Annotated in this window: 14 protein-coding genes; 3 read left to right on the top strand and 11 right to left on the bottom strand. The window is 62.0% G+C overall.

What is annotated here, in order from left to right:
* Positions 1 to 152 precede the first annotated feature (152 nt).
* The 3 genes from RAS12_RS15070 to ftsB all read left to right on the top strand — a co-directional run bounded on the left by RAS12_RS15070 (position 153) and on the right by ftsB (position 2,243).
* Entirely contained in the window at positions 153 to 437 is a 285-nt protein-coding gene (locus RAS12_RS15070; RefSeq protein WP_306935278.1) for a DUF1330 domain-containing protein, read from the top strand.
* A 4-nt stretch (positions 438 to 441) separates the two neighbouring features.
* Complete coding sequence (gene eno / locus RAS12_RS15065; protein WP_306935276.1) at positions 442 to 1,728, top strand: phosphopyruvate hydratase; 1,287 nt, start codon at positions 442 to 444, stop codon at positions 1,726 to 1,728.
* Between the two features lie 71 nt (positions 1,729 to 1,799).
* Positions 1,800 to 2,243 carry a cell division protein FtsB gene (gene ftsB, locus RAS12_RS15060; RefSeq protein WP_306935274.1) on the top strand — a complete coding sequence of 148 codons (444 nt, stop codon included), beginning with the start codon at positions 1,800 to 1,802 and terminating at the stop codon, positions 2,241 to 2,243.
* Positions 2,244 to 2,294: 51 nt separating this feature from the next.
* Here ftsB and RAS12_RS15055 read toward each other — a convergent pair whose 3' ends face one another.
* The 11 genes from RAS12_RS15055 to RAS12_RS15005 form a co-directional block, all read right to left on the bottom strand.
* Entirely contained in the window at positions 2,295 to 3,026 is a 732-nt protein-coding gene (locus RAS12_RS15055) for a pilus assembly protein (RefSeq protein WP_306935273.1), read from the bottom strand.
* A 92-nt stretch (positions 3,027 to 3,118) separates the two neighbouring features.
* Positions 3,119 to 4,048, bottom strand: a complete 930-nt coding sequence (gene hslO / locus RAS12_RS15050) for an Hsp33 family molecular chaperone HslO (protein ID WP_306935271.1) — start codon at positions 4,046 to 4,048, stop codon at positions 3,119 to 3,121.
* A gap of 72 nt (positions 4,049 to 4,120) precedes the next feature.
* Positions 4,121 to 4,642: a gamma carbonic anhydrase family protein gene (locus tag RAS12_RS15045; protein WP_306935269.1), complete on the bottom strand. Its 522-nt coding sequence runs from the start codon at positions 4,640 to 4,642 to the stop codon at positions 4,121 to 4,123.
* A 3-nt stretch (positions 4,643 to 4,645) separates the two neighbouring features.
* Positions 4,646 to 6,547, bottom strand: coding sequence for an acetate--CoA ligase (locus RAS12_RS15040; RefSeq protein WP_371321200.1), 1,902 nt, complete (start codon positions 6,545 to 6,547; stop codon positions 4,646 to 4,648).
* A gap of 129 nt (positions 6,548 to 6,676) precedes the next feature.
* Positions 6,677 to 7,549 carry a UDP-2,3-diacylglucosamine diphosphatase gene (locus RAS12_RS15035; protein ID WP_306935267.1) on the bottom strand — a complete coding sequence of 291 codons (873 nt, stop codon included), beginning with the start codon at positions 7,547 to 7,549 and terminating at the stop codon, positions 6,677 to 6,679.
* Positions 7,550 to 7,656: 107 nt separating this feature from the next.
* On the bottom strand, positions 7,657 to 8,562 hold the full coding sequence (locus tag RAS12_RS15030) for a DUF2167 domain-containing protein (RefSeq protein WP_306935265.1): 906 nt from the start codon (positions 8,560 to 8,562) through the stop codon (positions 7,657 to 7,659).
* A gap of 152 nt (positions 8,563 to 8,714) precedes the next feature.
* Positions 8,715 to 9,251: an RDD family protein gene (locus RAS12_RS15025; RefSeq protein ID WP_306935264.1), complete on the bottom strand. Its 537-nt coding sequence runs from the start codon at positions 9,249 to 9,251 to the stop codon at positions 8,715 to 8,717.
* Positions 9,252 to 9,449: 198 nt separating this feature from the next.
* Positions 9,450 to 9,638 carry a hypothetical protein gene (locus RAS12_RS15020; RefSeq protein WP_306935262.1) on the bottom strand — a complete coding sequence of 63 codons (189 nt, stop codon included), beginning with the start codon at positions 9,636 to 9,638 and terminating at the stop codon, positions 9,450 to 9,452.
* A gap of 258 nt (positions 9,639 to 9,896) precedes the next feature.
* Positions 9,897 to 11,261 carry a THUMP domain-containing class I SAM-dependent RNA methyltransferase gene (locus tag RAS12_RS15015; protein WP_306951461.1) on the bottom strand — a complete coding sequence of 455 codons (1,365 nt, stop codon included), beginning with the start codon at positions 11,259 to 11,261 and terminating at the stop codon, positions 9,897 to 9,899.
* 561 nt (positions 11,262 to 11,822) lie between these two features.
* On the bottom strand, positions 11,823 to 12,251 hold the full coding sequence (locus RAS12_RS15010; protein WP_306951258.1) for a CopD family protein: 429 nt from the start codon (positions 12,249 to 12,251) through the stop codon (positions 11,823 to 11,825).
* A 99-nt stretch (positions 12,252 to 12,350) separates the two neighbouring features.
* Entirely contained in the window at positions 12,351 to 13,802 is a 1,452-nt protein-coding gene (locus tag RAS12_RS15005) for a bifunctional 2-methylcitrate dehydratase/aconitate hydratase (RefSeq protein WP_306951256.1), read from the bottom strand.
* Positions 13,803 to 13,855 lie beyond the last annotated feature (53 nt).

Below are 13,855 nucleotides of genomic sequence, written 5' to 3'. Positions count from 1 at the left end.
GCCCTATACGGCGGCGCTTCTTTCGGATACAACCAATTAGCATCGGATATGCGTCGCCAGGCCGCTTTGCGCGACACTGGCGGCGTTGACGTATCTGGATCTATGTATCTGGCATTCGATACCAACCAACGCAACTGCTCTGAAGGAACCCCATGAGTGCTTATCTCATCGCCGACGTCACAGTGACCAAGCCTGCGCAATACGAGGATTACAAGCGTCTGTCCACGCTAGCCATGCGTGCGTACGATGCCAAGATCCTGGTGCGCGGCGGCGAATCCAAGCACCTTGAGGGCCGTAAGCCTGGCCGCACCGTCATCATGGAATTTCCATCCATGACGGCGGCCCAGGCGTTCTACGACTCCTGGCAGTACCGCCGTGCCCGCAACGCCCGTGAAGGCGCGGCCGTCATGAATATGTTTATCGTTCAGGGAATGTAAAGTCATGAGTGCAATTGTCGATATCATCGGCCGCGAGATCCTCGATTCGCGCGGCAACCCGACCGTGGAATGCGATGTGCTGCTGGAATCCGGCGCCATGGGCCGCGCGTCCGTGCCGTCCGGCGCCTCCACTGGCGCCCGCGAAGCCATCGAGCTGCGCGACGGCGACAAGAACCGTTATTTGGGCAAGGGCGTGTTGCGCGCCGTTGAAAACCTGAATACGGAAATTTCCGAAGCGCTGATGGGCCTGGACGCCCAGGAACAGACCTTCGTCGATCGCACCTTGATCGAACTGGACGGCACTGAATCCAAGGAACGCCTGGGCGCCAACGCGATCCTGGCAGCCAGCATGGCCGTGGCGCGCGCTGCGGCAGACGAATCGGGCCTGTCCCTGTACCGTTATTTCGGTGGCAGCGGCCCCATGAGCATGCCCGTGCCGATGATGAACGTCATCAACGGCGGCGCACACGCCAACAACACGTTGGACCTGCAAGAACTGATGATTCTGCCGGTTGGCGCTGGCAGCTTCCGCGAGGCCATGCGTTGGGGCGCTGAAGTCTTCCACATGCTGAAAAAGCTGATCCACGGCCAAGGCATGTCCACGGCCGTTGGCGACGAGGGCGGTTTTGCGCCCAACGTGCCCAGCCATGAAGCCGCTATTCAGCTGATCCTGAAGGCCATCACCGAAGCCGGCTACGAGCCGGGCACGCAAATCGCCCTGGGTCTGGATTGCGCCAGCTCGGAGTTCTACCGCGACGGCAAGTACACGCTGGCTGGCGAAGGCGGCATCTCGCTGTCTTCGCAAGAGTTCACCAACCTGCTGGCGACCTGGTGCGACAAGTACCCGATCATCTCCATCGAAGACGGCATGGCCGAAAACGACTGGGATGGCTGGAAGCTGCTGACCGACCAATTGGGCAAGAAGGTTCAACTGGTGGGCGACGACCTGTTCGTTACCAACACCAAGATCCTGCGTGAAGGCATCCAAAAGGGCGTCGCCAACTCGATCCTGATCAAGATCAATCAGATCGGCACGTTGACCGAAACTTTCGCCGCTATTGAAATGGCCAAGCGCGCCGGCTACACCGCCGTCGTGTCGCACCGTTCGGGCGAAACCGAAGACTCGACCATTGCCGATATCGCCGTGGCAACCAACGCGATGCAGATCAAGACGGGTTCGCTGTCCCGTTCGGATCGCATGGCCAAGTACAACCAGCTCCTGCGTATTGAAGAAGAGTTGGCTGAAGTGGCGTCGTATCCTGGCCTGGAAGCCTTCTACAACCTGCGTTGATGAGATGCGCGGCTGTAGCGTGTTACGCCGCAGCCGCCTCCAAGCCACGACTGCTTTGAGGGTTCCCGCGTATGCGCCTGTTGTTCCTGGTGCTGTTCGTGCTGGTAGGCTTGATCCAATACCCGCTGTGGCTGGGTAAGGGCGGCTGGTTCAAGGTCTGGGATTTGCAACGCCAAGTGGCCGAGCAGCGCGAGACCAACGAAGGCCTGCGCGCGCGCAATGCTGCTCTGGAAGCGGAAGTGCGAGACCTTGAAGGCGGTTCTGGCGCCATTGAGGAACGCGCGCGCGGCGAGCTGGGCATGATGCGTGACGGTGAAGTGTTTGTGCATATCTTGCCGCAAAATACCCAACCGCCCGCCAATGCCGCAACGCTTGCTACCGATGCCGCCGCAACCCGGCCGGCAACGCCAGCACGTGCAAGCGCCCCGGCCGCCAAGCCCCCGGCCACCCGGGCGGCCGCACCCGCAGCGCCCAAGCCCGCTACCCCTGCGAGCGGCTCAACGACCCGGCACTAAGCCGGGTTGCTGATCGGCGGGCGCATTGCGCCCCGCTGTCTTCTTGCAGCATTACCCACACCGAACCTTCCGGCATTCACCATAAACGATGCCAGCCGGCTGTGGCGTCTTGCGCGCCCAATCGGCGGGGTGGCTATGCATCTCTGTTTCCAGCTCTATCTGAATGGGTAGCAAACCCGAGGCCATCGCTCGGCCCCCGTAGCTGGCATCGTGCCGGCCCAGCAGCGCCAGCAAGGCCCGCAGCGGCGGCAGCAAAGGTTTGTGCATATAGGTCAACCGAAGTTTCAGCGTGTTGGCGTCAAAGATGCGGCGGCCGTCAGGATCTGCAGGCCGCCGCGCGTGTTGCAGATCTTGGTAATCGTTGTCGATCACGCGCAAGCCAGGCGCTACGGCCACGCTTAATCCGGGACGGGTATGTTCGCGAAAGGCGCGTTCATCGGGCTGCAGTACTTCAATCCGCCACGGATGCAGGCCGGTCAAATCGGCCAATGCCTCTTGCGAGTTGTTCAGGCGCTGGCGGGCTCCATTGATGCCCTGCGCACCAGCATGCAGCGGTAGCAACCCCTGCAAAAATGCCTCGCGTATACGGATGGGATTGCCGTACGCGGTGGCGCCGGCCCGGCCGGCCTCCATCAGCGCCAGATGCGCCAACTGGCGCACCGCCTGCCAGCGGGCGGCCTCTGTTGCCAGCAGGCCCAGCAATAGCAGCATGGCGGCCGCGACGGAGAACTCGATGGCAGCGGCGCCCCGCTGCCGGGAATAGGCAAAGAAAAAGGCGGTCATGGCTGCGCAGTGTGGCGCGGGCATGACCGCCTGTCGATACGGACAATCCGAAGTGATGAAAGCGTCCCTTCTTGTTGGGGGACGCAAGGGGATCAGTGTACGGTCGGGGGCGCGTCGTCAGGCGGCGGCTGATTCGGCGTGAACAGCGCAGCGCAGTCAACGGAATCAAACGTGTAGGGCTTGCCGCAGAAATCGCAGGCAACATCTACCTGGCCGCGTTCGGCCAGAATGCTGTCGACCTCTGTCTCGCCCAGCGAACGCAGCATGCTGGCAACGCGGTCGCGGGTGCAAGGGCAATGCCAGCGCACCGACACAGGATCGAAGCCCATCAGGGTGTCTTCCCAGAACAGGCGGTGGATGAGGGTGTCGACATCGGTGTCCAGCAGCTCGTCGCGTTTGAGCGTGCTGGCCAGCGCATTCGTGCGGTCCCAGGTTTCGGTGGCGGCCTGTTCCGTGAGCAACGGCGCGTCCGAGCCGCCGTGGAACGGCAGGCGCTGGATCAGCATGCCCACGGCACGATCCGCGTCGGCGGCGAGCCACAGGCGGGTATCCAGCTGTTCAGAGGCCTTCATGTAGTGCTGCAAGGCCTCGGCCACCGTGTCGCCTTCCAGCGGGACAATGCCCTGGTACGCCTGCTGGCCGGGCAGTTTGCGCTGCGGATCCAGTACGACGATAAAACGGCCATTGCCGCCCGGGTTCAGCAGGCTTTGCATATTGCCGTCGGTGGGCACTTCGTGGCCTTCGCGCACCTTGACGGTGGCGCGCAGGCTCAGGTCTGAGCGGCATTCCACCACCAGCAGGGCGATAGGGCCGTCGCCCTGAATCTGGAGCACCAGCGAGCCTTCAAACTTGATGTTGGCGGCAAGCAGGGTGGACGCCGCTACGAGCTCACCCAGCAAATGGGTGATGGCGGGCGGATAGTCGTGATTGGCCTGGACGGCCTTCCAGGTCGTCTCCAGGCGCACGGCCTGGATGCGGACACTGCGGTCTTCGGTGAGGTATTTTTTTAGCTGATCGGTCATAGCGGAATGTTAGCCGATCAGAAGCCCGATTCCCCCTGCTGGCAGCAGGGGTTGGGCGCTTCCCGGGGGTGTTCAGGCAAGCCGTTTCAGCGCCGTCTTGTAGTGTTGGCCCCGCGCCACGTAATGGGCGGTGTTCTTGTGCAGATTGGCGATTTCCTCGTCCGAGAGTTCGCGGACGATCTTGCCTATGCCGATAACCAGGGAATTGTCGGGAATGATGCGGTCTTCGGGAATGATCGCGCCCGCGCCAATCAGGCAGTTGCGGCCAATAACGGCATTGTTCAGGACGATGGCCTGCATGCCCACCAGAGCGCCTTCATGGATGGTACAGCCGTGCAACATGGCCTGATGGCCGATCGTTACGTTGGGGCCGATGGTCATGGGACAGCCCGAGTCCACATGCAGCACGCTGGATTCCTGAATATTGGTGCCGTGGCGGATCAGGATGGCGTCGTTGTCACCCCGGATCGACACATGGGACCAGATGCTGACGCCGGATTCGAGCGTGACGTTGCCGATGATGTCGGCACTGTCCGCGACATAGGCCGCGGGGTCGATACGCGGAATCAGGTCGTCCAGCTGATAAATGGGCATTGCCTAGGTCTCCGATTGCTTCTCATGGCCGCTAGGGGCCGGTTCAACGTCCGCGGGCGTTGCGGGGGCAGTGGCGGCTAACGGCGCGGCTGGTGCCGGCGTCGTCAACGGCTGCCCGGCTGGCTGTGCAACGGAAGGGGCCGGGGCCGCTACGGGAGCTGCAACCACAGGTGTTGCCATCGCAGGTGCTGCCGCCAGGGGTTCTGCGGCCGAATGGGGCGCAGCCGAAGGCGTAGCAAGCACCGGCGCGGGCATCCGCGCGCGTTCCTCTTCGCGCAGGCGCAGGATACGGCGCTGGATTTTACCGGTCGTCGTCATGGGTAACTCGTCGACGAACTCGATCTCCTTGGGGTACTCATAGGGCGCCAGCCGCTCGCGCACATGTTCCTGGAGATTCTCGATTACGTCTGCGCGATCGCGATGGACGAATTCCGGAGTCAGGACGACATACGCCTTGACCAGCGCGCCGCGCTCGGCGTCCGGCTTCGGTACGACCGCCGCATTGGCCACGGCAGGGTGCCCGATCAGGCAGCTTTCAATCTCTCCGGGGCCGATGCGGTATCCGGCGGACTTGAACACATCGTCGGCGCGGCCCGCGTACCAGAGGTAGCCGTCCGCATCCAATGTGGCCAGGTCGCCGCTCAGGCACCAGTCGCCCTTGAACTTGGCTTGGGTGGCGGCTTCGTTGCGCCAATAGCCCAGGAACATGACCGGATCGGGAAAACCATGGATGTCCAGCCGGTTGACGGCGATCTCGCCGGTTTCTCCGGCGGCGACGGGTTTGCCGGCATCGTCCAGCACGGCAACCTGGTGGCCGGGATAGGGCCGGCCCATGCTGCCGGCTTTTGCGGGCCAGCGCTTTTGGCTGTTGCCCACCACATAGTTCATTTCGGTCTGGCCGAACATCTCGTTAGGGGTCACGCCCAGCGCCGATTGGCACCATTCGAAGACGGTGTCGCCCACGCTTTCGCCGGCGCTCATGATTGACCGCAGCGCCAGCTGATAACGATTACGGGGCTCCGGCACCGCCTTCATCATCATCTTCAACGCGGTGGGAAACAAGAATGTGTTTGTGACCTGGTAACGCTCAAGCAGCTCGAATGCGCGTTCGACGGAAAAGCGCCCACGCGTGCCGACGATGGGGTGCCCGAAGTACAGGGTGGGCAGCAGCGCATCCATCATGCCGCCCGTCCAGGCCCAGTCGGCCGGTGACCAGAATACGTCGGCAGGCTTGGGGAACCAGTCTTGCGAGGCAACAAAGCCCGGCAGGTTGCCGATCAGCACGCTGTGCGGCAGCAACGCGCCCTTGGGCGCGCCGGTGGTGCCAGACGTATAGAGCAGGATGGCGGGGTCCGACGAACGGGTCGGGATGGCCTTGAATTCGCTGGGCTGACGAGCCAACAGGCTGCGCCAGGGCAGCACGCGCTCGTCTGCGAATCCAATGCCGATGATCTGTTGCAGGTTGGGGCATTTGTCGCTGACCGCCAGCAAGTTGGCGCTGGACGCGTGGTCCACAATCGCCACCCGCGTTTCCGAGTCGCGCAGGCGGCTTTCCAGTGCCTCTGGCCCGAACAAGGCAGACAACGGCAGCACAACCGCACCGACGGTGTAGATGGCCATATGGGCGACGACGGTTTCCGGGCGTTGCCCTAAAACCACACCGACCCGATCGCCGCGGCCCACACCCATTTTCACCAGGCCGTTGGCCAGTTGATTGACGGCTTCCGCCAGTCGGGCGTAGGTCCAGACCTCGCGGTTGCCGGACTCATCTTCGTAGTAGATGGCAATGCGCCGCGCATCCGGACTACTGGATGCCCAGCGGTGGCAGCACGCTTCCGCGATGTTGAACTGGGTGGGAACCAGCCAGCGGAATGATTGGTAGAGCGCCTGATATTGGTCGTTCATGGCCCTATGTTGTAAGCATGTTGCAGCAGCGTGAACGGGGCAGTACGCCCGTTGCCTCAGATGCAAGCATGACCTAGAGGGCCGTGAACTGCAATATCCCCGTTGCGTAACGGGGACGCATACGGGTTATCACGGGTGTTTGCTTTGGCGGCGCAATGCGGAGGGCAGGGCGGGCAAAGACAGTGAACGGGGCGGGCGGGGGCTGGGTTCCGGCTGGCGTTCGGCTTGAATGGCGGCCCAGTCCAGCAATTGAAGGTCGCCGTCGTGAGTTTCGGCCAGGGCGGAAAGACTCTCAACCCAATCGCCGTCGTTGCAGTACAGAATGCCGTTCACGTCGCGCATTTCGGCTTTGTGGATGTGGCCGCAGACAACGCCATCCAGACCACGGCGCCGGGCCTCGCCCGCTAAGGCTTCTTCAAAGTCCGTAATGAAGGACACCGCATTCTTGACCTTGTGCTTCAAATATTGCGACAGCGACCAGTAATGCAGGCCCAGCCGGTGGCGCAGCCGGTTGAAATGGTGGTTGGTCCACAACGCCAGCTGATACAGCCCGTCTCCCAGGTGCGCCAGCCAGCGGCTGTGCTGGATCACACCGTCAAACTGGTCGCCATGCAGCACGAGCAACCGCAGACCCTTGGCGGTGACGTGCACATCTTCGTCCAGGATTTCGATATCGCCGAAGGCGTAGCCTGCAAATTCACGTGCAAACTCGTCGTGATTGCCGGGGATGAACACGACTCGCGTGCCGTTGCGCGCCTTGCGCAAGATGCGCTGGATGACGTCGTTATGCGCCCGCGGCCAGTGCCAATGCTTGCGCAATTGCCAGCCGTCCACAATGTCGCCCACCAGGTAAAGGGTGTCCGAATCGTTGTGATCCAGGAAATCGAGCAGGAATTCCGCTTTGCACCCGGCTGTGCCCAGGTGTATGTCGGAAATCCAGAGTGCACGCCAGTGCGCGGGGCGGATCTCGTTCACGGTCGCTTCCATGTGGGCTGTCGTCATGCCTCAGAATGAAATCATTCGGCCATGACGGGCGTGTGAAGAAACCGTGACGCTGTTGTGACGGCGGCGTGGCGTGATGTCACGCCGCCCCTGCAGTGCGTCTGGATTTACTGCGGATCAGCCTTTTTACGGCGGAAGATCTTCCAGATTCCGCCGCCCAGCGCGGCTGCGGCCAGGAATCCCACCTTTGCAAACTTGGCCAGGAAGGCGGCAATGACAGCCAACAGGCCCAGTTTCTTGGCTGCTACGCCAGCGACCAGGGCGGCCAGACCGTATTCGGCGACCTTGTCCGTCGATGAATCAAAATCTGAGTAACGTTTGCCTTCTACGTAGTTCAGGTTGTCCAGCAGCGTCAGCACGTTGGTCTTGTCCTTGGGCACAAGGCTTTGCTCGGTGATCAGGTCCAACGTGATGTAGCCGTCGCGGCCCAGCGCATAGGTGTTGTAGTTGACGGTGGGGTTTTCGTCAGCGCCGGCGCCTTTGTGTTTGGCCGCTACCGACCAGACCAGACGCTGCGTATTGCTGTCGTACTTGGGCGTTTCCACCCAGCCATCTATGACCAACTCAGCGAACCCGCGCTTTTTGCGCTCTTCGTTGGAGTGTTCGGTGCCTTCTTTCAGACTGTCCAGAAGTTCGCTGACATTCCAGTTTTTGGCGTCGTCATCCTTGATGTAACCCGCCTTGTCGAAATTGACGGTGATGACCCAGTCTTCCTCGTCGCTTTTGGGCATGATTACGCCCAAGAGGGAAGGGTCCTTGCCATTTCCATAGGCTTGCATCAGCCGGTCGGCCTGAAAGCGCGGCACGAAGAACATGGACTGCGGCAGGCGTACGACAGCTTGATCGCCCAGCTTTACGTCGGCCGGGCCTTGCTGCGCGGCAGCGAACGCCGCCTTCATGGCGGATTCGATTTCCTGCTGGGCGGACGCATTTTGCGCGGACGCGCCGGCGGGCAGGAGGATGAACAGGCCGGAGGCGGCGGCCAGCAATAAGCGAGAAACGAAAGCGCGCACGAAAGGGCTCCAGGCGACTGTTAAATGGGGCCTTATTGTCTTTGGGGGCGCCTTACAATTTTCTGAAAAGTTACTAGGTTTAACCCGAAAGAAATACTAATTGTAATTATTGATGTGTATTTAATTCTTATGCGCCGCAGGCGTTCCCTGGTTCAGGGCTGCGCGGGCGCTGGCCGGACCTTCTGGCGCTGCGGCGCGTTCCTCAGCCGAGTACCCAGAATGCGGTCATGCAGGAACTGGCCGTCGGCATCAATCCAGGACCAGATGAAGATCGTGAACGGGGCAGCGACGATAAACATGTCCACCGATGGCCAGCCAGTCAGCTTGGCGCCTGCCCACACCACTGCCGCCCCGGCCAGCACCAGCGGCCATACCAAGACGTAGCGCAAGATCAGGCGAGGCGTGGACGGCGTATTGCCATCGCGGTCGACCAGCCGGATATTCCAGGTTTTCATGGGCAGCGTCTGCCCCCGGCGGCGCCAGCACAGCACGAAATACGCGCCAATCGCCACAAACAGCCAAGCCTGCCGGGCCGGCCGCAGTTCCAGCGCGTTTTTGCTCTGGGTCAACGTATCCAGCAAATACCCCGCCAGGAACACCACGCCAAACAGCAGCACGGCTTCATACATCATGCAGGCAAACCGGCGTAGCCGATTTGGAGTCTGGTCGAGGGCAAGGGATTCGGTCATGGCGGGCATTATCCGACAAAGAAAGCCCTGGGCGCCAGAGAGGGGACGCGCAGAAAAGGACGGGGAATGCCCCGGCTTGCGCTGGGATAAGCCGGGGCGAAAAAAAACCCGCCGGTAAGGGCGGGTCTATAAAAGGGGCTATGCAGCCCCCAAGGGGAAAATCTTTCGAACCTTAGCGCTTAAGGTTCAAGCCTGACTTTAGGCAGCTGAGTGCGCGTTCTTGGCGCTCGTCTTGCCGGTCAGGGCCTTGATGCCGTGGGCCAGCTTACGCAGGCCGGCGGCCAACGCCCGCATCGGGTGCGGACGGAATTGTTCTTCAATTGCCTGGAGCATCAGTTGGCGCTCGAGTTCGTCGGTCAGGCGGATGGTGTTGTTCGGGTTGATCACGATAGCCTCCACGGGCTTACACAGTTGTTTGCTACTAGGGATAACCCGAATTATAGGGTTTACCCTGGACCTGTGCAAGCGGGAGGTGCAACCTGGTGCAACTTGGCAACACCATGGTGCTGATAATGCCCCAAAACCGAGCGGCGGGGCACCATAAGCAAAGATACGGCAGCCATGTTGCGGCGCTTTTACAACGTGATGAATTTGCGTTGCAAGCGCCTGTGCGCGGGCAGCGAGAGCCGCCCGCGTGTCCTGCGATCAGGCGTCGCGATAGCCAGCGGCGACCAGCTCGAAACCGAACAGGCGGCAGTCCAGCGCGCCGTTGAACAGCGGCACGCGGCGCTTGGGTTTCAAGCGCATCTGGTTGGGCAGCGTCAGATCGCTGGTAATGACGTGCAATTGCCAGCCAGCAAAATTGTGCTTCAGGCAAGTGGCCCAGTCACGCCAGAGGTCGGCGTCCTGCTCGGTCAGCATGCGTTCGCCGTAGGGCGGGTTCGTGACGATCCAGCCATGGTCGGCGGGCGCCGTGATTTGGCGCGCATCACCCACTTCAAAGCGGATCGAATCCGCGGTCAGCCAGGCGCGTTCAGCGTTGTTCTGGGCGAATTCAATCGCTTGCGGATCTAGGTCGTAACCCACAAGCGGGGCGTCCAGCTGCGGCAGAATGCGTGAGCGTGCGTCTTCCTTCAGGTCACGCCAGCGGTAGGCATCGTGATCACGCAGGCGCTCGAACCCAAACGGGCGCGAGATGCCCGGGGGCACGCCCAAGGCGATCCAGGCCGCCTCGATCAGAATGGTGCCCGAGCCGCAGAACGGGTCCAACAGGGGAGCTGCGGGGTCCCAGCCTGCCAGCGCCAGCATGCCGGCTGCCAGGTTTTCACGCAGCGGGGCTTCGCCCTTGTCCAGGCGCCAGCCGCGCTTGAACAACGACTCGCCCGATGTGTCCAGATACAGCGTGGCGGTGTGGCCCGTCAGGAACAGGTGCACGCGGGCATCCGGGCGCACCGTATCAATGCTGGGGCGTTCGCCTTCCAGTTCGCGCAGGCGGTCGCAAATGCCGTCCTTGGCGCGCAGATTGCAGTATTGCAAGCTTTGCACCGGGCTCTTGATGGCCGAGGTGTCTACGCGCAGCGTCTGTTCGGCGCCAAACCAGCGCTCCCAGGGCGTGTCGCGGGCCAGCTCCAGGATGTCGTCTTCGTGCGAAATCTCGGCATGCGCGACCTGCACCAGGATGCGGGTGGCCAGGCGCGAATACAGATTCGCCCGTTGCACACCGGCCCAATCGGCGGTGAAGGAGCAGCCGGCGCGGCCGGCCTTGGCATCTTCATAGCCCAGGGCCTGCATTTCGGCCGTCAGCGCCTCTTCCAGCCCTTGGGGGCAGGGGGCGAAGATGGTGAACACTTCCGCCTGGCGCGTTTCACGCGGGCGGCGGTTGCGGGTGTCGGCGGACGGAGTGCGTTCGCGGGAATAGTCGCGTTCGCCTGCGAATTCGGGCGCCTGGGCCGGCTGCGCTTCCTGCGCGTGTTGCGGCTCTGCCGTGAATTCGGGGGCGGGGCCGTCGTCTTCAAACGGATCGTAAAAACGTCCGGCCGGCGTGGCCGGCGCGATGTACTGGGCGTCCAGACGCGGAGCGCGTTGCTGCGGGCGCGGCGGGCGCGAGCTTGAACCCGTGTCGCGGCGCGAATCGTCGGAACGGCTGCGGGCCGATGGGGCGCGGTCGGAGGAACCGCTGCGGGCCGATGGCGCTCGGTCGGAGGAACCGCGTCCAGCCGGGCCTCGTTCGGAGCTGCTGCGTCCGCCGGAACCATCACGGCTGTACGAAGCGCGATCAGACTGGCCTCGGCTGGGAGCACCACGATCAGACTGTCCGCGGCTGGGAGCGCCACGATCATATTGTCCGCGTTCGGACTGGCCCCGGGCGCCAGCGGCGGGTTTGCGCGAGTAGCGCGCTTCTTCTTCCTGACGGCGCTGGTAGCCCTCGGGGTCTTTCTGTCGTTCGACGTTGTCTTTGGTGCGCTCGATTTGAGCGACCAGACGGGCGCGGGCGCCGGTGCGCGTGCGCTTGGGTGCTTCTTCGGCGTGGGCGTCACGCGCCGTTTTTTTGATCGTCAGCGTCTTGCGCGGACGGTCTTGTTCATCAGAGGACATACGAATCCAGGCGAATGTGCAGAGAGGTAGGGGGAATCAGAAGGGTTTGACGACGACCAGCGCCACCACCACCAAGAGCAGCAAGACGGGAACTTCGTTGAACCAGCGATAGAACTTGTGTGAACGGGTGTTTTTACCCTGTTCGAATTTACGCAGCATCAAGCCACAGGCGTGATGGTAGCCGATGACGAGCAGGACGAAAAAGAGTTTGGCGTGCATCCAGCCATTACCGGGCCCGACGCCGATGCGATAACCCAGGTACAGCCACATGCCGAACACGATGGCCACGACGGCAAGAATGGTGGTGAACCGATAGAGCCGGTGGGCCATGCCCAGCAGCGTGGCTTGGACAGAGGCGTCAGACTGCTGCGCCAGATTCACGAAAATGCGCGGCAGATAGAACAGTCCGGCGAACCAGGAAGCAATAAAGACGATATGAAAGGTCTTGACCCAAAGCATGCCCATGGCGCGATCCGTCGGAGGAAAGCCGCATTGTAAGGCCGGCAGCAGGCGTGATCCGGCCCGAATATCGGGCCGTCTTCAAATCAAACACGCCCCTGTTCTTTAAATGACGTACAGATCTACATACTCGTGAACCGGCATGGACTCCAGCACCGTTTGATCCAGCGACACGTCCAGGATGCGCTGCTGCTGTTTGGCCGGGAACATGCGCGCCAGGTTGGTGCGGAACTTGGCTTCCAGTAACGGGATGCCGTCGGTGCGGCGGCGCTTGTGGCCGATGGGATATTCGCAGACGATCTCGTCGAAGCGGGAGCCGTCTTTGAACGTCACGGTAAGCGCATTGGCGATCGAACGCTTGTCCGGGTCGTGATAGTCGCGGGTGTAGGCGGGGTCTTCCACGCACACGATCTTGTCGCGCAGCGCATCGATGCGCGGGTCGCGGGCAATATCGTCTTCGTAGTCGGCTGCCGTCAGCCGGCCAAACAACACGGGCACTGCCACCATGTACTGGATGCAGTGATCTCGGTCGGCCGGATTGTTCAGCGGACCCTTCTTGTCGATGATGCGGATGCAAGCCTCGTGCGTGCGGATGGTGATGCTCTGGATGTCGTCGACGCTCTTGCCGGCGGCGCGCAGTTGGTCATGGATTTCCATGGCGCACTCCACCGCGGTCTGCGAATGGAATTCGGCCGGGAACGAGATCTTGAACAACACGTTTTCCATCACGTAGCTGCCATAGGGACGCTGGAACTTGAACGGCTGCCCTTTGAAGAGCACGTCGTAAAAACCCCAGGTCTTGGCGGTGAGCACCGACGGATAGCCCATTTCGCCGGTCTTGGCGATGAGCGCCAGGCGTACGGCACGGCTGGTTGCGTCGCCCGCCGCCCAGCTTTTCCGGCTGCCCGTATTGGGGGCGTGGCGATAGGTGCGCAGGCTTTGGCCATCGACCCAAGCCAGCGATACGGCATTGATGACTTCGTCGCGATTCAGGCCCAGCATCTGCGCCACCACAGCGGTAGACGCCACCTTGACCAGCACAACGTGATCCAGGCCAACCTTGTTGAAGGAGTTTTCCAGCGCGATGCAGCCCTGGATCTCGTGGGCCTTGATCATGCCAGTCAGCACATCGCGCATGGTCAGCGGCGGTTTGCCTGCGGCGACCGCGGTGCGCGACAGCCAATCGGCGGTGGCCAGGATACCGCCCAGATTGTCGGACGGATGGCCCCATTCGGCAGCCAGCCAGGTGTCATTGAAGTCCAGCCAGCGGATGATCGTGCCGATGTTGAATGCAGCCTGGATCGGGTCCAGCTGGAACGACGTGCCCGGCACTTTGGCGCCGTTGGGCACCACGGTGCCGGGTACGACCGGTCCCAGCAGTTTTTTGCACGCCGGATATTCCAGCGCTTCCAGGCCGCAGCCCAGCGTATCGATTAGGCAGTTGCGGGCGGTGTCATACGCCACGCTACTCTTGATTTCATAGTTCAGAACGTAGTCGGCGATATCGGCCAGGACCTGGTCGGGATCGGGACGCACGTTGGAGATCGGGGCAGACATAGCGGTACCTCTTCGAAAAGTGAATACAGGTGGCCATGCTGCGCCTTTGATCT

It is taken from the genome of Achromobacter seleniivolatilans (assembly GCF_030864005.1).
GTDB classification, from domain to species: Bacteria; Pseudomonadota; Gammaproteobacteria; order Burkholderiales; family Burkholderiaceae_B; genus Achromobacter; species Achromobacter seleniivolatilans.
Note: the sequence above shows the minus strand (reverse complement) of the source record. Positions and strands in the feature narration are given on the sequence as shown.